This is a genomic window from Photobacterium sp. AWH4_225, from assembly GCF_056158405.1.
Window position 1 is genome coordinate 1,738,860 of sequence record NZ_JBSWTF010000004.1, and the last position, 25,353, is coordinate 1,764,212.

Consider the following 25,353-nt stretch of genomic DNA (forward strand, 5'->3'; position numbering starts at 1 on the left):
TTCCGCTGCCCATTTTGGTGGGCAGCGGCTGTACTTATTATGTTATTGACTATCGCTAAGCCAAAACTGGACGGAGATTCAATCTTCAGTCGAATCAGCCTGTTCAGCGCGGCATTAATCTTTTTTACCTTGGTAGGTATCGTTCTTTCTTTGATTGACGGTGGCTGGAAGGCGTTTTCTGAATTTGGTCCAGGCTTTGTTTTTCGCAATGTTTGGGATCCGGTAAACAGTGATTTTGGAGCTGCTTCTGCTGTATATGGCACCTTGGTCACCTCCCTTATCGCAATCGTTATTGCTATCCCTGTGGCTATCGGCACGGCAATTTTTCTCGCTGAGCTTGCGCCGCGCTGGGTAGCATTGCCTGCCAGCAAGGCTATCGAACTGCTAGCTGCGGTGCCGAGTATTATCTACGGTATGTGGGGCTTGTTTGTATTCGCTCCATGGTTCTCGGAAGGGTTTCAAATGTGGGCTGCGATGCACCTTGTTGGCTTGCCACTGATTGGCCCTTGGTTTGACGGGCCGCCAATCGGTATCGGCTTGCTAACCGCCGGTATTATCTTGTCGTTTATGATTTTGCCGATTGTCACGGCACTCACCCGTGATGCCCTGCAATCTATTCCAAATGTTCTGCGCGAAGCTGCTTATGGCGTTGGTGCGACGCCTTATGAAGTGATCACCCGTGTTTTGCTGCCAAAAATCAAAAGTGCTGTGGTCAGCGCCGGTATTTTGGGCTTGGGCCGTGCTCTTGGTGAAACCATGGCGGTAGCCTTCGTGATCGGTGGTGCCAATCGTATCGAAACTTCTTTGTTTATGCCGGCAAGTTCGATCTCCTCGACCATTGCCCAGCAATTCAATGAAGCAACTAATCCAATGCATATATCGTCACTGATTGGTCTGGGTCTGGTGCTGTTTGCGATCACTGTGGTGGTGATGGGCACAGCGCGTTACTTGATGAGGGCATCGAAATGAGAAAGCTGAAGAATTTGTTATTCAAGCTGTTCTGTATTGCGTCCTCGATGCTGGGGATCGTGGTGTTGGCCAGTATCCTTTATACCTTGGTGTCAAAAGGGATCTCGGGCCTTAACATGGCAGTGTTTACCGAATTGACGCCGGGTCCGGGTAGCCAGGGCGGCCTGAAAAACGCCATCTACGGTAGTTTAGTGTTGACCGCTTTGGGGATTTTGATAGCTGCACCGCTAGGCGTTTTGGCTGGAACATGGCTGTCAGAAGCAGAGAAAGGCAACAAGCTGGCAGAAACCCTACGTTTCCTGAACGGCATGTTGGTGAGTGCGCCTTCAATTCTTGTAGGCCTGTTTGTCTACGGTTTGATTGTGGTACCAATGGGTTCTTATTCAGGCTGGGCAGGCGCGATTGCCCTGGCCATTCTAGCACTGCCTGTGATTGTCTCCTCGACTGAAGAGATGCTTCGCTTGGTGCCACCAACGCTTAAGGAAGCCGGTAGTGGTTTGGGTGTGCCTAAATGGCGTGTGATCACCCAGCTTGGTTACCGTGCGGCAGGCCCGGGGATCGTGACAGCTATCCTGTTGTCTATTGCCCGTATTTCAGGTGAAACAGCGCCGCTGCTGTTTACCGCACTTAACAGTAATTTCATGACGACGGATCTTGGCAAGCCGATGGCAAACCTGCCTGTCACCATTTATCAGTATGCGATGAGCCCATTTGCCTCATGGCAAGAGCTAGCGTGGGCGGGTGCCCTGCTCATCACCGGTTTTATTTTATTGGTCAACATTACCGCGACCGCATTACCAAAATTGATTAAAGCGAGAAAATCATGACAGCAACAGCGATTAACACTATGACAGCACCTGTTGGTAACACAGTTACCAGTGCGGATATAGCGCTGGGACACCGAATGGATGTGCGTGATCTTAGCTTCTTCTATAACGCTTCCGATGAGGCTGCGCTGAAAAGCGTCAACTTGCCGATTTTCAATAATCGGGTGACGGCGCTGATTGGCCCGTCGGGTTGCGGTAAGTCTACTCTGTTGCGCACCATGAACCGTATTTATGATCTCTACGGCTCACAGCGTGCAGAAGGGGAAATCTTGCTCGATGGCGAAGATATCCTGGGTAATGTGGATCTCAATGAACTGCGCTCAAAGGTTGGCATGGTGTTCCAAAAGCCAACCCCGTTCCCGATGTCTATTTATGACAACATGAAGTTCGGCCTGAAAATGAAAGGTGGCCTGAGCAAAGAGGAAATGGATACCCGTATCGAGAAAGCCCTTCGCCGTGCTCATCTGTGGGAAGAGGTCAAAGATAAGATGCATGCCGATGCTAGTGGCTTGTCAGGTGGCCAGCAGCAGCGCCTTTGTATTGCCCGTACGATCGCGTTGCAGCCAGAAGTCATCCTGATGGATGAACCGACCTCGGCCTTGGATCCAATTGCGACAGCAGCGATTGAGGAGCTGATCACCGAGCTTCGTGAGAAATACACTATTGTGATTGTGACCCACAACATGCAGCAGGCGATGCGTATCTCCGATTACACCGGTTTTATGTACCTTGGCAAGCTGGTTGAGTTCGGCAAAACCGATCAAATCTTTAATGCACCAAAGGAAGATAGAACCCGTCGCTATATTTCCGGTGACTTTGGTTAAAAAAAGAAAAAGGTTAAAAAGAAGCAGGTTAACAGAATCGAATAACAAGTCAGCCTAATCATAAACTCAGATCAAAGCCTCAATAGTGATGGTATTCACCGTCGCGGTTGGGGCTTTTTTAATTGCCTTTTGTCTTCAAAGTTATGCAAAAGTGTTGGTCAAGTCATTCATCGTGGCTTTTTGTGCTTAAATGCTTCGAAAAGTCCGATAAATTTCCTTATTTGCCCCGATTTGAAACAGTACTTAATGGCGAGTCACTGTTTTAGGGCAAATGTAGTTTTATTGCACCAATATGCACTGAGGGAATAATTGGAAAAGAGTGTTCTAGCTTTAGGGTTTGAGAATTAAATCAATATAATCAGTGTCTTACCTGGTTTATGGTGAGGTGGGTTATTTTGGCATCGATTTTGATTGGACATAACTGAATATTTATTACAAACGGAGATGTTAAGTATGTCCACGATGTCCAAACTGAATCTAGCAACACTGGGTCTGAGTTTATCTTTGCTCTCAGCGGCAGCATCGGCTGAAGAGACGATCAAGGTCGGGGTTCTCCATTCGCTATCGGGTACCATGGCGATCAGTGAGACTACGCTGAAAGACACAGTATTGATGCTAGTCGATGAGCAGAACAAAAAAGGCGGCCTGTTAGGCAAGAAGCTGGAGGCGGTGGTCGTGGATCCTGCTTCGAACTGGCCTCTATTTGCTGAAAAAGCCCGTGAACTTATCGAAAAAGAAAAAGTTGATGTAGTGTTTGGTGGTTGGACGTCGGTCTCCCGTAAATCAATGCTGCCGGTGTTTGAAGAGCTCAACAGTATCTTGTTCTACCCTGTGCAATATGAGGGTGAGGAATCCTCCAAGAATGTTTTCTATACCGGTGCTGCGCCTAACCAGCAGGCGATCCCTGCTGTTGAATACCTGATGGATGAGTTGGATGTCGAGCGTTGGGTGCTGGCAGGTACAGACTATGTCTACCCGCGCACCACCAACAAAATTCTTGAGTCTTACTTAAAAGCTAAAGGTGTTGATGAAGGCGACATCATGATCAGCTACACCCCGTTTGGCCACTCTGACTGGCAGTCGATAGTGTCTGATATCAAGAAGTTTGGCTCTGCGGGTAAGAAAACGGCGGTAGTTTCAACCATCAACGGCGACGCGAACGTTCCCTTTTACAAAGAGTTAGGTGCCCAGGGCGTCTCCTCTGAAGACATCCCTGTTGTCGCGTTCTCCGTGGGTGAAGAAGAGCTATCTGGCATGGATACATCGCCGTTAGTCGGCCACCTTGCGGCCTGGAACTACTTCATGAGTGTTGATACAGAGCAGAATGAAGATTTCATTGACGGCTGGCAGTCGTTTATCAAAAGTGAAGAGCGGGTGACCAACGACCCGATGGAAGCACACTATATCGGCTTTAATATGTGGGTACAGGCGGTGAAGAATGCCGGTACGACGGATTCGGAAGCGGTACAAGATGCGCTAATCGGTATTGCGGTGCCTAACCTTTCTGGCGGCTACTCGACCATGTTGCCAAACCACCACATCACCAAACCCGTGCTGATTGGCGAGATCCAAGATGATGGCCAGTTTGATGTCGTTTGGGAGACAACAGGGCTAGTGGCCGGTGATGCATGGTCTAAGTATCTTCCTGAGTCAGCCAAGTTATATTCTAGCTGGTCTAAGCCATTCTCTTGTGGTGCCTTCAACACTGAAACCAAAAAGTGTTCAGGCTCGAATTAACCCCTCGTAAACATTAAGGGCAGTTTGCCCTTTATTGATAGCGCTTCAGTGTAAAGCTGAAGCGCTATGTTCTGTGGGTTTTTGCCCACCTTGGAAGTCGTTAATTGCCAGTAAGGACACAAGAAATGACACCTTTAATGAAGCTCGTTAAAGCACTCATGGTCTTCTTGTTATGTACTCCCATGGCGTTTGCTTCGGTCAGTTCAACGGATGATTTTGATCGGGTATTGCTTGGGAAAAATAATAAAGACAAGGAAATAGCCATTGAGTGGCTAGTAGCCAACCAGCCAACAGAAAAGGCTAAGCCTATTCTGCGTGCGTGGTTGGAAGGGGATTTGTTTTATTACAAAGACAAGAAAAGTGAAGCTTATAAGAAGCTTTATATTATTGCCGGAAGAAATGGCAAACAGGCCGATGGTATTTGGGATGCCGAGCAGCTGACCGTTTCTCGCTCGCGAGATTTTGGCAAAGTGCGGGTCAATAACAAGTTGCGTAGCATGATAAGGATGCAGTTGGCATCACTGGGGCTGAACTCGCCTGATCCTGCTGTCCGCCTGCAGGCTGCGAATGGGCTGCTGGGGCAAACCGATGATGAGATCCTTGAAAGGATCACGGCTCAGCTAAGTGTTGAGCAAGATCCCCAAGTTCAAGACAGGCTGCAGCTTGCATTAGCCGTCAGTAAAGCGGTGGATAACAGCGAACCAACCCAAGCACGTATCGCAGCGGTAGAGACACTGTCTGAATACAGGCAAGCCATTGTGCTGCAAACCCTGAATAGGCTGCAGCCCCAGTCACTTGATCCGGAGCTCTCGGCGGCGGTCGAAAAAGGGCTAGATAAGTACCACCAGAGCCAGCGCTTTTACTCCGGGGTGGAAACGGTTTTCTTTGGTCTTAGCTTAGGGTCGGTACTGGTACTTGCCGGTATAGGCCTTGCCATCACCTTTGGCGTGATGGGGGTTATTAACATGGCCCACGGTGAGCTGATCATGATTGGCGCCTACACCACTTATGTGATGCAACAGCTTTTCCCCCAACAGATTGGTGTGGCGTTAATTCTGTCTATTCCAATGGCTTTCATTATTTCTGGGCTGGTGGGCATTGCGATTGAGCGCAGTGTGATCAGGCACCTCTATGGCCGGCCACTGGAAACCTTATTGGCGACATTCGGGATCAGTTTGATCCTCCAGCAAGCGGTACGATCTATCTTCTCTCCACTTAATCGCTCGGTCAGTACGCCAGATTGGATGGCGGGTGCCTGGGAGCTTAACCCCATGTTGTCGCTGACCTATAACCGCCTTTACATCATTATTTTCTGTGCCTTGGTGTTTATCGCCATGGTGGTGGTGTTGAAGAAAACCCCTCTTGGCCTGCAAGTCCGGGCTGTCTCCCAAAACAGGGCAATGGCCAGGGCAATGGGGATCCGCTCTGAGCGCGTCGATGCCCTAACGTTTGGGCTGGGCTCAGGCGTAGCCGGTGTTGCCGGGGTGGCCTTGTCACAGCTGACGAATGTCGGGCCGAATATGGGCCAAGCCTACATCATCGATTCCTTTATGGTGGTGGTGTTTGGCGGGGTCGGCAACCTCTGGGGCACCCTGGTCGCTGGCTTGGGGCTGGGGCTTTTCAACAAGCTATTGGAACCTTGGGCCGGGGCAGTGCTGGCGAAGATTTTGATGCTGGTGTTCATCATCCTGTTTATCCAGAAACGTCCTCGCGGGCTATTCCCGCAACGTGGCCGTGCGGCAGAAAGCTAAGGAGCGCTTGATGCAGTCTAAATCAATTATTCTCTCGGCTTTGGGACGGGACCGGGGCGGCAAAGTCGTCCTCACGCTTCTGCTCGCTGCCGTTATTCTGGTGCCGATGGCCAACCTATTATTACCGGCTGGCCACCCGCTACATATCGAAACGTTTACTATCTCGCTGATGGGTAAATACCTCAGTTATGCCATGCTCGCGCTCGCGGTAGATTTGGTGTGGGGATACCTTGGCATCCTTAGCCTTGGGCACGGTGCCTTTTTTGCCCTTGGTGGCTATGCCATGGGGATGTACCTGATGCGCCAAATTGGTGACCGGGGCGTGTATGGTGACCCTGTTTTGCCGGACTTTATGGTGTTCCTCAATTGGTCAGAGCTACCGTGGTTCTGGTACGGCTTTGATCAGTTTTGGTTGGCTTGCTTAATGGTGGTATTGGTTCCTGGCCTGCTGGCATACATTTTTGGCTACCTGGCTTTTCGCTCAAGGGTATCAGGGGTGTACTTGTCGATCATGACCCAGGCCCTGACCTATGCCCTTATGCTGGCGTTCTTCCGCAATGAAATGGGATTTGGCGGTAATAACGGCCTGACGGATTTCAAGGACATCCTCGGTTACAGCCTGCAGCAGGATACAACCAAAATCGCATTGTTTGTCTGTACCGGACTGGCTCTTGCGGCTAGCTATATCGTGTGCCGCACGGTGGTTAGCAGCCGGTTGGGGCGTGTCGCGATGGCTATCCGAGATACCGAATCGCGCACTCGTTTCATGGGCTATGACGTCGACGGCATCAAGTTATGGGTCTTCGTGTTGTCTGCAGTAATCGCTGGGATTGCCGGGGCTTTGTATGTTCCGCAAGTGGGGATCATAAACCCAGGTGAGTTTGCGCCACTGAACTCTATCGAGGTCGTGGTATGGGTAGCGCTTGGCGGGCGGGCAACGCTGTTTGGGGCCATTGTCGGCGCCTTGATTATCAATTATGCCAAAAGCTGGTTTACGGTCGAGTTCCCAGAAGTGTGGCTCTTTGCCCTCGGCGGCTTGTTTGTGCTTTCTACCATGTACTTCCCGAGAGGGGTGATTGGGTTTATTTCTGATGGCATTAACCGGTTTAGCTTCAAACGGAAAGGTAGGGATTCTCTAACATCATCGAAATCCCAACAAGCGTGCAATGGCAGTGAGGTGGCGTCATGACAGTATTGGAAACGGCAAAAAAACTACAGACCTTTGCCCATGAAATGACAAAGCGCGATGAAGTCTTTTCGTTCTTGATCCCTGAAGAGCACCCCTTAATCGATACCAAGCACAATATCTTGCTCTATGTGGAAGGGGTGAACAAAAGCTTTGATGGATTCAAGGCGATTAACGACCTCAACTTATACATTCGCGAGGGGGAGCTGCGCTGCATTATCGGCCCTAACGGAGCCGGTAAAACCACCATGATGGATATTATCACCGGAAAGACCAAGCCTGATTCAGGGCAAGTCTGGCTGGGCTCCAACATCAACCTGCTGACAATGAATGAATCGCAGATCGCCAATGCTGGCGTAGGGCGGAAGTTTCAAAAGCCCACGGTGATTGAGTGCCTCACTGTTTGGCAAAACCTTGAACTGGCGATGTCTGGGGTACGGAGCGTTTGGGGCACGTTTAGGGCTAAATTGACCGGCGAGCAGCAGGACAAGCTTGAGTCTGTTCTGGAACTCATCAATCTTGCTGACAATGCTGCGCTGTTGGCTGGCAACTTATCCCATGGCCAAAAACAATGGCTGGAGATCGGCATGCTGCTAATGCAAAACCCCAAGTTACTACTGGTTGATGAACCCGTAGCAGGGATGACCCATCAGGAAATGGATAAAACCTCAGAGTTGCTTAATTCGCTGGCGGGCAAGCACTCGGTGGTAGTGGTTGAGCATGATATGGACTTTGTCCGTTCGATTGCCAGTGAGGTGACAGTGCTTCATCAGGGCCATGTCTTGGCTGAAGGCACTATGGATCAAGTACAAAATCATCCTGAAGTGAAGCGGGTTTACCTGGGGGAATAGCATGTTAGAAATCAAATCACTCAATCAGTACTACGGCGAGAGCCATACCTTGTGGGATGTGGATATGCAGATCCCCGAGGGTAAGTGCACGGTCTTGATGGGACGGAACGGGGTGGGGAAGACCACCTTGCTTCAATGCATTATGGGGCTAGTGGGCGCGAAAAGTGGTGACATTACCTTTAATGGCCAGTCAATACTTCCTGAGCCGGCGGAGTCCCGCCCACGGTGTGGGATAGGCTATGTCCCGCAGGGGAGGCAGATTTTCCCGATGCTGACGGTGCAGGAGAACCTGGAAATCGGCTTGCCTATCCGCGACCGGGGTGACCGCAAGATCCCTGATTTTATTTTTGACTTGTTCCCTGTCCTTAAGGAGATGCTCCACCGCCGAGGAGGCGATTTATCGGGGGGGCAACAGCAACAATTGGCAATAGGCCGGGCGTTGGTGGTTAATCCAAAGCTGTTGATTTTGGATGAGCCTACAGAGGGGATCCAGCCGAATATCGTGCAGGAGATAGGCGATATTATCAGGATGCTTAACGAAAAAATGGGGCTGACCGTGTTGCTGGTTGAGCAAAAACTGCCGTTTGCCCGCCGGGTAGGCGATCAGTTCTGCATTCTTGATAGGGGGCGTCATGTTGCCAGCGGGCAAATGGACGATCTCAATGACAGCTTGGTCAAGGAGTACCTGACTGTATGACGGCGCTTATTTCACCTGCTTTATCCCAACCGACAGCCAACCAAATTGCCCAGCATACCCGCCATGGTTGGCTGGCTGAGTTGAGCTTGTGCTACCGCGACAGGGGCGACAAAACCGTACTCAAGCACCGGGAGCAGAAAGGCCCGCTAGCGGTGCAGCAGGCACTGTACCCGGAAGGCGAGATCTGCCATAGCTATCTGCTCCATCCCCCGGGGGGAGTTGCAGGTGGCGATACCCTTGATATCCGCGTCGATGTCGGCGCGGGAGCAAATGTATTGGTAACAACGCCTGGGGCAACCAAGTTTTATCGCTCAGAGAGCCGTTTTGCGAAGCAAACCCAGCACCTAACCGTTGAAGCTGGCGGCAGGCTCGAATGGCTGCCACAAGAGAATATTTTCTTCCCAGACGCCCATGCCCAGCTCAATACCGCTATCCACCTTGAGCGCGGCGCACAATTTGTGGGCTGGGAGCTGCACTGTTTTGGTCGGCCTGCACTAAATGAGTGCTTCGACAGTGGAAAACTCGTCGGTAAAACAGAGGTTTATCTTGATGAACGTCGAGTGCTCACTGAAGGCTTGAATATGTCTGGAGGCGATAAGGTATTGATAAATATGGGGATGCAGAATTTCCCCATGATGGGGACACTGTACTTAACCGAAATGGGGCAGGACTTCTATCAATTGGTACAGGCCTTGCTATCTGATATTCAGGAGCAATTAGGTCGCGATAAGTTAATAGTGGCGGCTACCCAAATAGAGGGGCTGGTTGTTGTCAGGGCTCTGGGAAATTGGAGCGAGGATATCTTGTCTTGCTTCACCAAGGTGTGGCAGCAAGCAAGGGTTGAGGTGATAGGAAAGCTACCTAGCCCGCCCCGGATTTGGGCCACTTAGCACCATTTTTAGACAGTACCTTTACACAGTACCGCTGGGAGAAAGACATGGAGTTGACGCCAAGGGAGAAGGACAAGCTACTGATTTTTTGTGCCGGTATGTTGGCTAAACAGCGCAAGGAGAGAGGGCTTAAGCTCAATTATCCTGAATCCATTGCTTTTATCAGTAGTGCAATCTTGGAAGGTGCGCGGGAAGGCAAAACGGTCGCTCAGTTGATGGACTATGGCCGTACTCTGTTGTCGGTTGATGATGTGATGGAAGGGGTGGCTGCAATGATCCCAGACGTTCAGGTTGAGGCGACGTTTCCCGATGGCACCAAGCTAGTGACGGTACACGAGCCGATTGTATAGCGGCTCTTTTTACGTAGAAAACGCAGATCAACAAGGAGTCAAAATGGCAGGGAGCAGCGCGTTTAATACCTCAGCTTTTGTACCCGGGCAAATTGAAACAGCAAGCGGTGAAATCGAGCTCAACGCAGGCAGGGCAACCATCACTGTTGCGGTTGAGAATCTCGGTGATAGGCCGATTCAGATTGGCTCACATTATCATTTCTTTGAAGTTAATGACGCCCTTAAGCTTGACCGGCAAGCCTGCAAAGGGTTTCGCCTAAACATTCCCGCTGGTACTGCAACGCGTTTCGAGCCGGGCCAATCCCGGACGGTGGAGTTGGTTGAGTATGCGGGAAAACGCGAAGTTTACGGCTTCCAAGGAAAAGTGATGGGCCAAGTCTAGCCCGTCAGCATCGTCTCTAAAAATTATACAAGGAAGAGTTATGGCAAACATTTCACGTCAGGCTTATGCCGAAATGTTTGGCCCAACAGTGGGTGATCGGGTGCGTCTTGCCGATACCGAGTTGTGGCTGGAGGTCGAAAAAGACTTCACTGTTTATGGGGATGAAGTGAAGTTTGGCGGCGGTAAGGTGATCCGCGATGGAATGGGACAGAGCCAGCGCCCAAGTGCCGAAACGCCAGATTTGGTGATCACCAATGCCATCGTGCTTGATTACTGGGGCATCGTGAAAGCAGATGTAGCGGTGAAAAATGGCCGGATCAGCGGTATCGGCAAAGCCGGGAACCCTGATATTCAGCCTGGGGTAGATATCATTATTGGTCCTGGGACTGAAGTGCTGGCAGGTGAAGGTGCCATTCTCACCGCAGGGGGTATCGACTCCCATATCCACTTTATCTGCCCGCAGCAAATTGAAGAAGCATTAGCTTCTGGGGTCACCACTATGATTGGTGGCGGGACAGGCCCTGCAACAGGTACCAATGCGACTACTTGTACACCGGGACCTTGGAATATGGCGCAAATGCTCCAGGCTTTGGATGGTTTCCCAATGAACTTTGGCCTGCTGGGCAAGGGTAACGCCAGCCAGCCAGAGGCATTGCGAGAGCAAGTTGCTGCTGGGGCGGTGGGGCTAAAGCTCCATGAAGATTGGGGCACGACACCTGCGTCGATTGATACCTGCTTGTCAGTTGCCGATGAGATGGATGTTCAGGTCGCTATTCATACCGATACCCTTAATGAGTCAGGTTTCGTCGAGTCTACCCTGGCGGCGATTGGTGATCGGGTGATCCACACCTATCACACCGAAGGAGCGGGTGGTGGCCATGCGCCGGATATTATCCGGGCTGCCGGGGAGTCAAACGTCTTGCCGTCATCGACCAATCCAACCCGCCCTTACACGGTGAATACGGTTGATGAGCATTTGGATATGTTGATGGTGTGCCATCACCTGTCACCGGCTATCGCCGAAGATGTCGCTTTTGCTGAGTCGCGCATCCGGCGGGAAACCATTGCCGCAGAAGATATCCTTCACGATCTGGGTGCGTTCTCAATGATCGCTTCGGATTCTCAGGCCATGGGCCGAGTCGGAGAGGTGATCACCCGTACATGGCAAACCGCCCATAAGATGAAGGTTCAGCGTGGCAGCTTGGCGGAAGATTCCAGCTTCAGCGATAACTTCCGCCTCAAGCGCTATGTCGCTAAATACACCATCAACCCTGCGATTACCCATGGCATGGGGCATGAAATTGGCTCTATTGAAGTCGGTAAGCTGGCGGATTTGGTGCTGTGGAAGCCCGCCTTTTTTGGGGTGAAGCCGAGTGTCGTTGTCAAAGGCGGCATGATAGCCATGGCTCCGATGGGGGATCCCAATGCGTCTATACCTACCCCGCAGCCAGTCCACTACCGAGCAATGTTTGGCAGTTACGGCAAAGCGGCCATGAATACCTCGATGTTGTTTGTCTCGGCAGCTGCTAAAGAGGCAGGGATTGCTGAAGAGCTTCAGCTAGGCAGCCAAATTGGTGTTGCCAAAAATTGCCGGACAATTAGCAAGGCCGATATGAAGCTCAATGATTGGCAGCCTCGCATTGAGGTGGATTCTCAGACCTATCAGGTTCGCGCTGATGGTGAACTTTTGGTATGTGAGCCGGCAGAGGTATTGCCAATGGCTCAGCGCTACTTTTTGTTTTGATTCATGTAGTTCAAATAATAACAAGGGATATGTAAATGATTGAGTTGGTTGAAGTGACAGAAAAGGCGACATCGAAGCCCGATGCGTATTTGAGCCTTCCGATAGACAGCCGGATCAAAAGCCGTTTGAAGGTCGTTCTGGATGACGGTCGTGATGCGGGCTTGTTTCTGCCAAGAGGCCACATTCTACGTGGTGGCGAGCAGCTCAAGAGCCGTTGTGGCGAGGTTGTGGAGATCAAGGCCGCCAGCGAGCAGGTATCGACAGTGTATTGCGCTGATCGCCATTTGCTGATGCGCGTTGCTTACCATCTGGGTAACCGACATGTACCGCTTCAGGTGGAAGCAGATTGGGTGCGTTACCAACACGACCATGTGTTAGACGAGATGGTGGTTGGGCTGGGTGCTCAGGTTACTGTTGAAAACGCACCGATTGAACCAGAAGGCGGCGCTTACGGCGGCCGCTCTGGCGGGCACCATCATCACTAGAAACAAAGCTCACGTTTTTGTACAAGGATATGACAATGAAACCATCTAAATTTTTCTCTGCAATGTTTTCGTTTTTTGCTGTCGCAGCGATGGCTCTTCCTGTTACAGCGCATGCCCACCCTGGCCATGAGCATTCTTCCTTTTTTAGCGGGCTTGTACACCCGATCACCGGTGTAGATCACCTCATCATGCTGCTTGCGTTTGGCGCATTGGCCTTCTTCACGGTTAAGAAAACAAGCAGCCAGCTGAGCTTGCTGGCGGCTGCGCTCATTGCCATGGTAAGTGGTGTAGCAGCAGGGCTAAATTTTGGCGAGCTAAGCGGTATTGAGGGAGCAATTGCTGCTTCGTTATTGGTGGTTAGCGCCGCCCTTTGGCAGGTGTTTACGGCCAGTAAGACGGTAAAAAGTATGGCAGTGGCAGTCTGTGTTGCCCTTATCTTTTGCCACGGTTATGCCCATGGTGTTGAGGCAACAGGCAATGTCTCCATGTTTGCGGTTGCGATGGCGATTTCAGCCTCAGCATTAATGTTGCTGGGTAACCGACTCGCTGCTTTTGCTTCCAGCCGCTGGATCTCTGCAGGCGTGGCTTCTGCCAGCCTCGTTTATTTGCTGGTGGCTTGATATGGCGGCCGAGGCGATGGGGATATGCGAAGTCGGTTTAGGTGATAGCCAGTTTGCGACCTACCGTTTGTTTCAACTAATCAGCCCCTCATTGCCTATCGGTGGCTTCACCTATTCGCAAGGGCTGGAGTGGGCGGTTGAAGCGGGATGGGTTAAAGACAGAGCGACCATGGTGCTTTGGCTCGAGAACCAGCTGCGCTATAGCGTGGCAACACTCGAGTTGCCGTTGATCGATAGGTTTTACCAAGCGATTGAAGGGCGCGATCTGCCAAGGATTGAAGCGCTGAGTAACCTGCTTTGCTCAAGCCGTGAGACCAAAGAGTTACGGGCCGAGGAAACCCAGCGGGGAAAAGCACTGAATGTACTGCTCAAGCAGCTGGATATCCCGGTGGACGAGTACTTGGGAAGCAAAACTGATCCTAATCAACTCGTCGGGCTGTGTGTTGCCGGCCTCCAATGGGGGATAACCCCGCAAGCGATGAAGCAGGGCTATCTTTGGAGCTGGGCAGAAAACTTGGTGATGGCTGGGGTGAAGCTTGTTCCACTAGGCCAGACAGATGGGCAGCGGGCATTGGTGGAACTGACGCACTTGTTCCCTGAAATGGAATTAATCTCCTCACAGGTTGATGAGACCATGATGGGGAGCTTTACCCCTGTGGTGTCATTGGCCAGCAGCCTACATGAAACACAATATACCCGTTTGTTCCGTTCATAAGCCGAAGGGCTAAAGAGAATTAGAAAATAAGGATTGTTATGGAAACATATAAGCAGCCGCTTCGCGTCGGAATTGGAGGCCCGGTAGGGTCAGGTAAAACTGCGTTACTTGAAGTGTTGTGTAAAGCAATTCGCGACAAGTTGAACATCGCGGTTGTTACCAACGATATCTACACCCAGGAAGATGCCAAGATCCTGACCCGTGCCGAGGCGCTTGATCCCGACCGGATCATGGGTGTTGAAACAGGGGGATGCCCGCATACGGCTATTCGAGAAGATGCCTCAATGAATTTGGCGGCGGTCGAAGAGCTGGCAAAACGTCACCAGAGCTTGGATGTGGTTTTCGTCGAGAGTGGTGGTGACAACCTGAGTGCGACTTTCAGCCCGGAGTTGGCCGATCTCACCATTTACGTTATCGATGTTGCAGAAGGTGAAAAGATCCCGCGTAAAGGTGGCCCCGGCATTACCCGTTCGGATCTGTTGGTGATCAACAAGATTGACCTTGCCCCTTATGTCGGCGCTTCCCTTGAAGTGATGGAAGAAGATACCAAGCGGATGCGTCCAACCCGGCCTTATGTCTTTACCAACCTCAAAGAGAGCAAAGGGCTAGATACCATTATTGATTTTATTATTACCGAAGGAATGCTGACGCCGAAGGCGTAGTATTAAGATAAGTTGTAAGGGGATCTGATAAATCCGAATCCACTTGGATGCTGCCTCTAACTGGGTTCAAAAAAGGGTTGGTATCAATACCAACCCTTTCTGTTTATAGCTCTTACTCGTAATCAGATGCGTAAGTCTCTTCGTAAGTGTGCGAGTACAGCTCAAATAGATTTCCAAACGGGTCTTCCATGTAGATCATTTGTGCTTGTTTAGATTCGTCTTCTGGGTGGTAACGCATGATATCCATGCGAGCTTTACCGCCAAGCTCTTCAATACGCGCGATTGTCTGTGGGAATTGCTCTTTAGCAACTTGCAGACAGAAGTGGAAGATACCAAGACGAGAGAAATCGACTTTATGACGCTCTTGGCGCTCTTTCATTTCAAACAGTTCAACACCGATACCGTCTGACGTTACCAAGTGCGCAATGTTAAAGCCTTTGAAACCTTCACCGAATACGGCAATACACATACGGCCGATTGCAGTTTCACGCTCTTCGATAACTTTAGTGTTGTTCATTACAATGCGAAGACCTAGCGCTTTAGTGTAGAACTCAACCGCTTTGTCCATATCGCCAACCATGATACCAACGTGATTCATTTTCATAACTTTCTCCAAATACTTTTTAATTTGATTCGAGCTTCGTTTCGATGGAGAGAAGTATAGGGCCACAGATTGATTAACTAAAATTATCAAAAATTATAATTTTAATAATTTAATTTTATTAATTGTGGGTTGGGAGTATAAGTATCCTGTGAGTTTGTTCATAGGCTTGCTGACTTAAGGTGTAACACGGAAATGCCCCAAAGTGTGTTTCAACTTCCCAATTGAACACGAAATTATAACTTCCTTTGACCTACATTTTCTAATACCAGCAGTCCCCAAAAAGGCTAACTAGTGTCTACTGAGTTAGTAGCTATTCACTGGGTCGTAATATTACCTACTATGAAATATGATTTAGAACTTCAGTTCGAGTGCTGATTTTCATATTAAGATGAATGATACAGCGGAGATAGATATTGGTTATGTAATCAATACTATCGTATCGATAAAAAAAATTTGATGTCGTACAGAATAGTTGCACATCTATAATCTCGACTTTATTAAAAGCAGATTAAACAACAAATGATTTTTCAACGTTCTTGTCTAGTTGCAACTCTGTCGATTCTACTTTCAGGCTGTGGCGGTGGTGACTCCGATAGTTCACCGCAACGACCCTCAATTCCGGCCACAACAAGTTGTCCAGACGGTAGTTGTCTAGAAGATGATGGGTTTACTAACCCTAGTTTGCCTATGGTTCCGGTTGATCCACCAACTATACCGCCAACAACAAGTTGTCCAGATGGTAGTTGTTTAGAAGATGATGGGTTTACTAACCCTAGTTTGCCTATGGTTCCGGTTGATCCACCAACTATACCGCCAACAACAAGTTGTCCAGATGGTAGTTGTTTAGAAGATGATGGGTTTACTAATCCTAGTTTGCCTATGGTTCCGGTTGATCCACCAACTATACCGCCAACAACAAGTTGTCCAGATGGTAGTTGTTTAGAAGATGATGGGTTTACTAACCCTAGTTTGCCTATGGTTCCGGTTGATCCACCAACTATACCGCCAACAACAAGTTGTCCAGATGGTAGTTGTTTAGAAGATGATGGGTTTACTAATCCTAGTTTGCCTATGGTTCCGGTTGATCCACCAACTATACCGCCAACAACAAGTTGTCCAGATGGTAGTTGTTTAGAAGATGATGGGTTTACCAATCCAAACTTACCTACGATTCCAGACTTTACCATTATGGGCTCAGACAAGGCCTATGAGACTAATTCACCAGTCGTATTGAAGGTTAACTATGGAGAGGAGGATGTATACTCCATTTCCTACTTATGGACTCAAGTTTCAGGTATACCAGTATCTATTCAAGACCCGAGTTTACAAGAACTTAATTTCGTAGTTCCTGCCAATATTGTCGAAGCACAAGAACTGGTCTTTCAGTTAATACTAACGTCTGAACATAGTGAACGCTCTGAGACGGCTAAAATTGCTGTTTATTCGCCTCTTGCCATCACTCCAATTGATATGCCAATAACCGCACTTGGTGATCAAGTTCAGATAACGACATCAGGGGGCAACAACAGTAGTCTGCACTTTAGTAGTTCAGACAGCGAAGTTGCTACCATTGACGCTGATGGGGTACTTACACCCTTAAACCCAGGTCAAGTAACAATTCAGGTCACACAGGCCGCGCTAGGTTTACTACCAGCACTGAGTGATGAGATTTCTCTGGTTATTGGCGAAGCTGAAGATACAACCGTGTATCTTGATGTTCCTGTTGAAGTGACTAACGACACTAATACATATACTCACTACAATGTGCCAACTGTGAGTGAAGATAAAGACACAAGCTTTACTACATATGCTAGGGCTATTTTTGGTGATGGAGAGCGCATTGCAAAGTTAAATAAAGTTGATGGTACTTGGAAAGGCACCCTGCAACAAATGCCTGCCGACACGCCAATTATCTTAATGACACATAGCTTAGATTTCGCAGGCCAAGAAATCTATCAGCAATCTCAAGAGCTACTTTTAGAAGAGGGGGAAACACAACCTCTCACGATACAGCAACAAGCAGTAGAGCCTGAAAACATTGTTACAGCGCCTATCGATCACTGTGAAAACTACGTGGATGATAAGGGCAATATTTATCCAATAACAAAAGATGAAAGTATCGATAGTGATGGAACGATACTTCATGTTTGGGGTTACACAAAAGACAGGCAATTTATCCGTCACCATGACTGTCAAGCTGCTTATATTCAATACTACCCATCAGGTAGACTTGAACGTGAGAGCCACTATTTACATGGTGTAAATCATAATGATGGCGAGATTTCTTCTGTTCATTACCTTGATGCTGTAAATGATTTAGGGAATCCAATTAAGAGTTTAGAATATAGGCATGATGAGAATGGGCACTATATGATCTTAGATGACCAACCATCTGTGTATCAATATTACCCAAGTGGTAGAATTCGAGTTAAAGCTTGGAAAGCTGGAGCAGATTACGTCTCTGCACGAAATTTTGGTCCAGATTCTATCACCTATTCGGATACACCTGAGTCATTCTATAGCAGTTTAATATGGCATGATGCTGAACAAAATCGTGAAAAACAGTCAGTTTTTAATGATGATGGTACCGTTCAGTGGTGTAAATATATTGACCCGTTAACGAATGCAGAAATGCATTACAGTAATTGCCAAATCATTGATGAGCACGGTCAAATAGTTAAAACAGAAGCAGATTTAGATAGACAGTACGGTATTGATACTAATGACGAGCCAATCATTGAACCTATCAACGAATGCACCCATTTTATCGATACTGATGGTACGGTTTACCCTATTCAGTCGCAGTTTAGCAGTTCTGGATACGTTACTACTGGTTATTATAAGGGTGATCAATACACCTATCACAACCAATGCGCGCCAGCAATGACTCGCTTTTATGATTCAGGCAATCCTGAACATGCTTGGACATTCCGCCAAGGGTTGAACACTAACCCTGATGGCTATACTTCATTCGCTTATTATGACCGTCTAGATAGCAATGGTGAGCCATTACTTAAAATGGAATCCAAAATAGAAGATGAGCTTTACGTTATCGTAGATGACCAACCATCAGTGATTAAGTACTTCATTAATGGTGATATTCAGTACCAGTCTTGGATGAAGACTAATGTACATGGTGACTGGGTGTATGGACGTGACGCAGGTCCTGACATTATTAATTACGGCTATAGCGTGAATGGGGAGTACCAGCAGAAAGACCTTTATTGGTACAGCGAAGTCGGTGATATTTTAAAACGTAAGTACTTTGATGAATCAGGACAAGTTGATTTTTGTCATTATTACAGGTCAGGTGAAGAGCCTAAGTTCGATAACGCTTGTTTTAATGAGGCCGGACTTGATATTGAATACCAAATTAAGTAAATGCTAATTTAGCTAAAAGTATGGACACCAAACACCTGTTTGATGTCCATTTTTTTGCCCGCAAAGCACTGTGTTAGTTCGCTCAATTTTATTTGTACTAATGAGGTTGTGAAAATGTTGGATTAAATACACTAGCTAACTTCTGTCCATCTTCGATCTAGGATCTAGCTGATGTGGCTAGCTCATAACTGCCCCAAAGCAAGTTATCTAACGCTTTAGCCTCACGTATCTAAATCATCATTTGGCCTACTTTTTCTAATACCTATATGGTGTTCATCAAATCCGTGGCTATTCAAGATATTTTTCTTTGAGCGGTGCGTTGGTACTGTAAATAAGGTATCAATTACTTCTCTCAATACATTCATAATGATAACCAACTCCAATAACCTTTCCTTACTCTTTATTAACATAAGAAAAAAACGCTTTCTTATCTTTAATAACCCAATAACCTGAAGTTTGATTAAGCAGTTTTAATAGATTTATAAAATTTACTTGCCATCATTTTTAAATGTTTATCTTTTGTAGCTTTAATCGCCTCACCTGCTAGCAGTTTATATGTATTATTTAATTTTTTCGTAGTTGATACGTATGACATTTAATTCTGGGGTTATAATAAGTATAATTAATGTTTGTTTTATGATGCTTATTTATCTCAACATCAACATCTTTTTTCGATGACAAAATAATTAAGTATGATACTCTATACATTCATACTTTGACCAAGATCTCTTTGTTATATACTTCTCAATATAGCCTCTATGTTTCTGATTTAAAATATAACTGATTTACAATACGGACATTGCTTGTTCATAGGTTACCTATACTTCCGAATTTTTGTGATATATATACAATACCAAAAATGCCAGAAGTTTGACACAGATCACTTTTACATAAAGTCTGAAAATTCCCATAATTGCAAATCTGTTACAGTATGATTTATTGGTGATTTTTACTGAATGGCCTTCGATGATTTATTTTAATCATGGTGATAAGCAAATTATGTTAAAAGTAAATTTATCCTACTTACCTTATTGCTCTGTTTCTTTCAAAATTGGCACCTCATGAAGTGATGCCGTTCTAAAATTAACGATACAAAAAGTTATCCGAAAGCTAGAAATTACCTGTGTTGGCTAACTCAAAAATGTCCAAAATCGTGTTGAGGCGACTAGAAGTTTATCTGTGATTAGAAGTTGTTCATCTAAATTAGCTGATATACAGACATAAAAAAGGGGCCTGAAATACTCGAACTTCAGACCCCTTATAACTGTATTACTTATCAGCTCATCAACACAATCACTTCACTCACCGTCAAACCGACGAAAGAGCCTAGCATTGAGCCAATTAGCGCCATGATCACCGCAACAGGTACGAGGTTTTTATCATAAGCGGCTGCGACTACGGCGGCAGAAGGTGCGCTGCCGATATTGGCGATAGAGGCCAGCCCTATAAGGTGTAGGTTCATCTTCATCATGCGGCCGATAATGAGCATCAAGATACCGTGAACAGCAAGGATCATGAAACCGGACATGATGTACATCGGCGCTTGGCCTATGGCACTCAGGTTCACTTCAGCCCCGATCAAGGCAACTACGACATACAGCATTACCCCGGAGACTTCATTGGCTCCGGCCATTTTGCCAAGAGCAGTCGGTGCCGCAAGGATACCCAGCAATGAGGAGATGATAATTGCCCAAATCATTGGGTTCAAAAGACCCATAGAGGCAATTGCTTGGCCGAGGTGACGACTTATCGAAGAGATAACTAAAGCAACACCTAGCATTAAAAGGATAGCCTGAAGATCAGGCTTTTCTTTCTTCTCGAGTGAACCAAGCTTCGACAGGATTTCATCCAGCCCGTTGTCGTTTGCTTTTAACACCCCGTTGAAGCGCTCTTTCATCGGCTTCAGAGCAACAATCATGATCAGCCAGACGGTATAGCATAGCGCTCCCATCAGTAGGGTATAGGCCATGGCTGAGTCAGTCACTGACAGCGCTTCTTTAACAGCCACGAAGTTTTGAGTGCCACCCGTCCAACCTGCTGACATGACACCGAAAGTGAGTGGAGTCTCATCGCTCAGGAAGCCGCCCATCATGCCATGCACGATAATAAATCCAGCCATGATACTGGCGGTTGAGGCGAGGAAAAGAATAATTAATCGTGCTCCGAGCTTGCGAATCACGCTTAAGTTAAAGCTGAGCGACATCAGAAATAGCATGGCGGGAATGGCATTGTCTCGTACAGTTGCACGAGCTGCTTTCACCTCTGGGGTCATCTCCCACATACCAAATGTGTACAGGGCCATTGAGCCAAACATGACCAGTACAATACTGGGAAACCATTTGAATAATTGGCTGGGGTATCTTTGCTCTAACCAGACCAGTAAACCGCATAAGCCGAACATCACGGCAATAAAATCGAATCCTTCTGTGATCATAATCTTCCTTTGACATAGAGTATTGAATTAATAGGGCATAATTGGTATTTGTAAGACAAAATTTAATTTATTTATATCATTGTTAATTCAATAGGGAAATATAGAAATGAAGATTGAAACGCGCTGGGTTCATGGAAAGTGTTTCGTTAGCACTGTGGAGCAAGGCCATGCGGTGATTACCGATGCGCCAACTCAATTTGGCGGGACCGATAGTGCGCAAACGCCGATGGAGTTGATGCTAAGTGCGGCGGCAAGCTGCGCGTCGATTGATGTGACCAGCATTATGGCTAAACAACGTCAGCCACTTGATAGTTGCCGTGTGGTTGTAAGCGCCGAGCAAGCCCCGACACCGCCTAAAGTGTTTACTAAACTGCATTTTGAATTTGAAATTTCGGGCAGTGAGCTGACAGAGAAAGCGATAGAAAAAGCCATCGAGATGACGTTTGAAACCCATTGCTCAGTGTCTATCATGATTGCTCGGTCTGGCGCAGAGCTGAGTTGGGAATACAAAGTGTTATAGAGGGTGCTTTTATAGTGTCGGGGGCTGAATATCCGTGATGGGCTAAGAATCGCGAAAAACAGACGAGTTTAATCGTTGAGATCTATCTTTTTACCCTTAAGGCTGTTAGTGTCGCACCCCTTGTGGTAACGGGGTGAGACAGACAGTGATTTTCGCCGGTGTTGCCAGTGTTTTTTGAACCTGCAAAGCGATGTTGATTTTGCAGGTAATGACAGGACTATGCCAGTGAGCAACAACGCGTTTTCAACCCTTAACCTAAAGCCTGAGTTAGAAGCTAACCTAGCGACCCTTGGCTATGAATCTATGACGCCTATCCAGAGCCAGAGTCTACCGCATATTCTATCGGGCAAAGACGTTATTGCTCAGGGTAAAACGGGCTCAGGTAAAACCGCGGCGTTTGGTTTGGGCTTGCTTGACCACCTTAATGTAAAGCGCTTCCGCATCCAGTCTTTGGTATTGTGCCCGACGCGTGAACTGGCCGACCAGGTAGCCAAAGAAATCCGTAAGCTGGCACGTTCTATCCACAACATTAAAGTGCTGACCCTATGTGGCGGTATGCCGTTTGGCCCACAGATTGGTTCTCTGGAGCACGGTGCACACATTATTGTTGGTACGCCGGGTCGTGTGGAAGAGCACCTGCGCAAGGGCTTCCTGTCTCTTGATGACTTGAACCTGCTGGTGCTGGATGAAGCAGACCGCATGCTGGAAATGGGCTTCCAAGATGCCTTGGATGCAATTGTTGATGCTGCGCCTGCAGATCGCCAAACCCTGCTGTTCAGTGCGACCTACCCGAAGCAGATTGAATCTATCGCTCGCGAAATCATGCACAAGCCTGTGATGGTGAAGGTAGAGTCTACCCACGATGAAAATACCATCGATCAGCACTTCTACCATGTAGAGAGTAATGAAGATCGCATGACGGCACTTCGCCTGTTGTTGTCTCTTCATAAGCCAGAATCATCAGTGGTGTTCTGTAATACCAAGCGTGAAGCTCAGGAAGTGGCAGATGACCTGGATATGTATGGCTTCAGTGCGATGGCACTTCACGGTGACTTGGAGCAGCGTGAGCGTGATCAGACATTGGTGCGCTTTGCCAACAAGAGCACCTCGGTGCTGGTAGCTACCGATGTCGCGGCACGTGGTTTGGACATCGAAGCGTTGGACTGCGTGATTAACTACCACCTAGCGCGCGATACTGAAGTGCACGTTCACCGAATTGGCCGTACAGGCCGTGCAGGCAGCAAGGGCGTGGCATGTTCTTTCTTTAGTGATAAAGAACACTACAAGGTCGCGCTGCTTGAAGACTACCTAGAAAAAGACATCGTAGGCTCTGAGCTGCCATCTGAGTCTTTGCTGAATCAGCCGACATTCCGCCCAGCGATGACCACGCTTCAGATTTTGGGTGGTAAGAAACAGAAAGTACGCCCGGGTGACATTCTTGGTGCACTGACTGGTGAAAATGGGATCCGAGGCGATCAAGTCGGTAAGATCAATGTCTTTGATATGGTGGCTTATGTTGCCGTGAAGAGCGATGTGGCACGTATTGCTCTCAAGAAACTTGAGAAAGGCAAGATGAAAGGCCGTACGTTCCGCGTGCGTGCTATCAAACGATAATTCATTCATTTACCGTTATTGCATCCTAGAGCCATGGTGGGATCCCATTTTGGGAATCACCATGGCTTTTTTGTGTTCATCTTGAGCGGATATCTCAGAATCTATTTCTTTATAGCGGTACAAAATCAAACAGATACCTAAGGAGTTTGATTATGTACAAGAAAAAAGCCCTCATTACCGCAGAGAGCGGTCTTCATACCCGACCTGCCGCCCAGTTCGTAAAAGCAGCGAAAAAATATGCCGAAGAAATCGAAGTTGTTTCTAACGGCAAAGCAGCAACCGCTAAAAACCTGTTCAAGCTGCAGACACTGGCATTGGTACAAGGTACAGAAGTGGTCGTACAGTCGTCCAATCAACAGGCTGTTGATGAACTGGCAACCTTTATCGAGAACGTAACGGGCTAACCCTCACATACGTCACATACGAAAAAACGTATTAGCAAAAAGCCCACTCTTTGATATTGAGTGGGCTTTGTTTTGATTAATGTCTCGACCTAACTCTAACGATTTTCTTGCGCCAACTGAGGCTCTGGTGTTAGCGGGGTATTACCTGCTTCAGGTTCTTCATCACCGTATTTCTGCATCAGCTTGTGCTGGACATCATTGAGCAGTGTGCCGTTTAGCTTGTAGTAGCGGAAGTAGATATACAGCGCAATGGCAAAGAAGAAGCTAGGCAAGCCAATCATGATGCACTGCATGCCAAAGACAGTATCAGCATTCTGCTCAACGTTCGGTACGTAGTTGACTGCTGTCAAGGCAATACCGATGAAGAAGGCCGCAAAGGCTGAGCCAGCTTTAACTACCAAGGTTTGTACCGAGTAGGCGATACTTTCGCAGCGAACGCCTAGCTTATATTCGCCGTAGTCCACAGTGTCAGCGACCATGATGACGTTAAGTACCCAGAACAGTGCCGTACCAATTTGCAAGAAAACACCTGCAGTTGAAATCAAGATGATACTCTGCGGGTCATACATGCCAACGTAAATCAGTACCAAGCTACCTAGGATTGGGAAGCCAGAAGCACATGCCCAAAGTACGCGGCGTGAGAACATCCCGGCAAGTTTCGGGAACAGGACAAGGGTGATCAGGTTAGCGATACCCGCATAGGCCATGTAGTAAGGGAACAGCGCCTCATTGCCAACAACATAGGTGAAGTAGTAGACAGCAAAGGCAGTGATGATATTGGTTGCTAGGTTATAGGCCAATGCCATGCACAATACACTGCTTAATTGGCTGTTTTTGTAGATAAGGCCAACCATTTCTTTGAGCGAGACTTTCTCTTGCACAGGCTGGTCTTCAAGCTGTGCGGTAGAGTAACGCTCTTTAACGTTACGTAGGGTGATATAGGTTGATACCGCAAAGCAGGCAATCAGCAGGATGGTAAAGACTTGGAAACCGTAACCTTTGTCTTCACCGCCAACATAGTTGATAAATGGCATGGCAATGGCTGCGGTAACAACCCAGGCTAAGCTGGCAAAAAAGCGAGGGTAGGGAACAAGCTCTTCGCGTTCACGTTTATCCAGCGTTAGGGTAGGTACCAAGGACCAGAACGGGATATCCATCAAGGTATATGTCATACCCCATAAAATGTAAGTGACTGCGGCATAGGCAATAAGCCAAGGGCCTTCAAAATAGTGGGCATTGAACAAAAGGTAAAGCACAACAGAGTTGGCGATGGTACCGATTAAAATCCATGGCTTGAATTTACCCCAGCGGCTGCGGGTGTTGTTGACTATCCAGCCCATAATCGGGTCGTTCACCGCATCCCAGATACGGGCGACGAGGAAAATGGTACCGACAATACCGGCTGAGATCCCGGCGACATCGGTGTAGTAAAACATCAGGTACATATAGACGATGGTGATGGCAAAGTCCTTGCCAAATGCCCCAAAGCCGTAGCTTAACTTGGTGTTCATTGAGACGCTCATAAAAGCTCCTTTTTCCTTTTCCCTGTTTTACTGCTTTTTGTAGGAAAGGCAATTATTGTTTGTTTCACGATAAGGATGTGCCCAAACTGCTTCAAGCCTCTGCACCCAGAATTGGGCACAGCATCTTTCTGCAATTGGGTAAATGTGCTTCTTGTTCTTTTCCATCACGCCACGGCAATGGCG

23 protein-coding genes are annotated in these 25,353 nt (G+C 47.8%); 20 read left to right on the top strand and 3 right to left on the bottom strand.

What is annotated here, in order from left to right:
* Positions 1 to 39: 39 nt before the first annotated feature.
* The 16 genes from pstC to ureG all read left to right on the top strand — a co-directional run bounded on the left by pstC (position 40) and on the right by ureG (position 14,690).
* Positions 40 to 969: a phosphate ABC transporter permease subunit PstC gene (gene pstC / locus ACXAD4_RS24965; RefSeq protein WP_475244727.1), complete on the top strand. Its 930-nt coding sequence runs from the start codon at positions 40 to 42 to the stop codon at positions 967 to 969.
* The gene (gene pstA, locus ACXAD4_RS24970) at positions 960 to 1,796 is read left to right on the top strand and encodes a phosphate ABC transporter permease PstA (RefSeq protein ID WP_475245645.1); all 837 of its coding nucleotides are present in this window, start codon (positions 960 to 962) and stop codon (positions 1,794 to 1,796) included. The genes pstC and pstA overlap by 10 nt, the downstream gene beginning before the upstream one ends.
* 20 nt (positions 1,797 to 1,816) lie before the next feature.
* Positions 1,817 to 2,620, top strand: coding sequence for a phosphate ABC transporter ATP-binding protein PstB (gene pstB, locus ACXAD4_RS24975; RefSeq protein WP_475245646.1), 804 nt, complete (start codon positions 1,817 to 1,819; stop codon positions 2,618 to 2,620).
* A gap of 453 nt (positions 2,621 to 3,073) precedes the next feature.
* Positions 3,074 to 4,357, top strand: a complete 1,284-nt coding sequence (urtA, locus tag ACXAD4_RS24980) for an urea ABC transporter substrate-binding protein (protein WP_475244728.1) — start codon at positions 3,074 to 3,076, stop codon at positions 4,355 to 4,357.
* Positions 4,358 to 4,482: 125 nt separating this feature from the next.
* Complete coding sequence (gene urtB, locus ACXAD4_RS24985; RefSeq protein ID WP_475244729.1) at positions 4,483 to 6,108, top strand: urea ABC transporter permease subunit UrtB; 1,626 nt, start codon at positions 4,483 to 4,485, stop codon at positions 6,106 to 6,108.
* A 10-nt stretch (positions 6,109 to 6,118) separates the two neighbouring features.
* Positions 6,119 to 7,297, top strand: coding sequence for an urea ABC transporter permease subunit UrtC (urtC, locus tag ACXAD4_RS24990; protein WP_475244730.1), 1,179 nt, complete (start codon positions 6,119 to 6,121; stop codon positions 7,295 to 7,297).
* Positions 7,294 to 8,145: an urea ABC transporter ATP-binding protein UrtD gene (gene urtD / locus ACXAD4_RS24995; protein ID WP_475244731.1), complete on the top strand. Its 852-nt coding sequence runs from the start codon at positions 7,294 to 7,296 to the stop codon at positions 8,143 to 8,145. The genes urtC and urtD overlap by 4 nt, the downstream gene beginning before the upstream one ends.
* A gap of 1 nt (position 8,146) precedes the next feature.
* Entirely contained in the window at positions 8,147 to 8,842 is a 696-nt protein-coding gene (urtE, locus tag ACXAD4_RS25000) for an urea ABC transporter ATP-binding subunit UrtE (protein ID WP_475244732.1), read from the top strand.
* Complete coding sequence (locus ACXAD4_RS25005; RefSeq protein ID WP_475244733.1) at positions 8,839 to 9,732, top strand: urease accessory protein UreD; 894 nt, start codon at positions 8,839 to 8,841, stop codon at positions 9,730 to 9,732. Before urtE ends, ACXAD4_RS25005 begins: the two co-directional genes overlap by 4 nt.
* 47 nt (positions 9,733 to 9,779) lie before the next feature.
* A complete protein-coding gene (gene ureA / locus ACXAD4_RS25010; protein ID WP_317520749.1) occupies positions 9,780 to 10,082 on the top strand; it encodes an urease subunit gamma in 303 nt (100 codons plus the stop codon).
* Positions 10,083 to 10,125: 43 nt separating this feature from the next.
* Entirely contained in the window at positions 10,126 to 10,464 is a 339-nt protein-coding gene (locus tag ACXAD4_RS25015) for an urease subunit beta (protein WP_475244734.1), read from the top strand.
* Positions 10,465 to 10,504: 40 nt separating this feature from the next.
* Positions 10,505 to 12,208, top strand: coding sequence for an urease subunit alpha (ureC, locus tag ACXAD4_RS25020; RefSeq protein ID WP_475244735.1), 1,704 nt, complete (start codon positions 10,505 to 10,507; stop codon positions 12,206 to 12,208).
* 35 nt (positions 12,209 to 12,243) lie between these two features.
* Complete coding sequence (gene ureE / locus ACXAD4_RS25025; protein WP_475244736.1) at positions 12,244 to 12,693, top strand: urease accessory protein UreE; 450 nt, start codon at positions 12,244 to 12,246, stop codon at positions 12,691 to 12,693.
* A gap of 35 nt (positions 12,694 to 12,728) precedes the next feature.
* Positions 12,729 to 13,313: a HupE/UreJ family protein gene (locus ACXAD4_RS25030; protein ID WP_475244737.1), complete on the top strand. Its 585-nt coding sequence runs from the start codon at positions 12,729 to 12,731 to the stop codon at positions 13,311 to 13,313.
* Position 13,314: 1 nt separating this feature from the next.
* A complete protein-coding gene (locus ACXAD4_RS25035; RefSeq protein ID WP_475244738.1) occupies positions 13,315 to 14,028 on the top strand; it encodes an urease accessory protein UreF in 714 nt (237 codons plus the stop codon).
* Positions 14,029 to 14,066: 38 nt separating this feature from the next.
* Entirely contained in the window at positions 14,067 to 14,690 is a 624-nt protein-coding gene (gene ureG, locus ACXAD4_RS25040) for an urease accessory protein UreG (RefSeq protein WP_475244739.1), read from the top strand.
* A 112-nt stretch (positions 14,691 to 14,802) separates the two neighbouring features.
* Here ureG and ACXAD4_RS25045 read toward each other — a convergent pair whose 3' ends face one another.
* The gene (locus ACXAD4_RS25045; RefSeq protein WP_475244740.1) at positions 14,803 to 15,294 is read right to left on the bottom strand and encodes a VOC family protein; all 492 of its coding nucleotides are present in this window, start codon (positions 15,292 to 15,294) and stop codon (positions 14,803 to 14,805) included.
* A 519-nt stretch (positions 15,295 to 15,813) separates the two neighbouring features.
* Between ACXAD4_RS25045 and ACXAD4_RS25050 the strand changes: the two genes are divergently transcribed.
* The gene (locus ACXAD4_RS25050; RefSeq protein ID WP_475244741.1) at positions 15,814 to 18,675 is read left to right on the top strand and encodes an Ig-like domain-containing protein; all 2,862 of its coding nucleotides are present in this window, start codon (positions 15,814 to 15,816) and stop codon (positions 18,673 to 18,675) included.
* 1,276 nt (positions 18,676 to 19,951) lie between these two features.
* On the opposite strand, the gene ACXAD4_RS25055 is transcribed toward ACXAD4_RS25050, so the two are convergent.
* Entirely contained in the window at positions 19,952 to 21,109 is a 1,158-nt protein-coding gene (locus ACXAD4_RS25055; protein WP_475244742.1) for a DUF819 family protein, read from the bottom strand.
* A gap of 106 nt (positions 21,110 to 21,215) precedes the next feature.
* Here ACXAD4_RS25055 and ACXAD4_RS25060 point away from each other — a divergent pair, with 106 nt between their 5' ends.
* From ACXAD4_RS25060 to ACXAD4_RS25070, 3 genes are all read left to right on the top strand, one after another.
* Entirely contained in the window at positions 21,216 to 21,629 is a 414-nt protein-coding gene (locus tag ACXAD4_RS25060) for an OsmC family protein (RefSeq protein ID WP_475244743.1), read from the top strand.
* Between the two features lie 225 nt (positions 21,630 to 21,854).
* Positions 21,855 to 23,243 (top strand): ATP-dependent RNA helicase DbpA, encoded by a 1,389-nt coding sequence (dbpA, locus tag ACXAD4_RS25065; protein WP_475244744.1) that lies wholly within the window; start codon positions 21,855 to 21,857, stop codon positions 23,241 to 23,243.
* Between the two features lie 152 nt (positions 23,244 to 23,395).
* Entirely contained in the window at positions 23,396 to 23,647 is a 252-nt protein-coding gene (locus ACXAD4_RS25070; protein ID WP_222549866.1) for an HPr family phosphocarrier protein, read from the top strand.
* 95 nt (positions 23,648 to 23,742) lie between these two features.
* Here ACXAD4_RS25070 and melB read toward each other — a convergent pair whose 3' ends face one another.
* Entirely contained in the window at positions 23,743 to 25,170 is a 1,428-nt protein-coding gene (gene melB / locus ACXAD4_RS25075) for a melibiose:sodium transporter MelB (protein ID WP_475244745.1), read from the bottom strand.
* Positions 25,171 to 25,353: the final 183 nt, after the last annotated feature.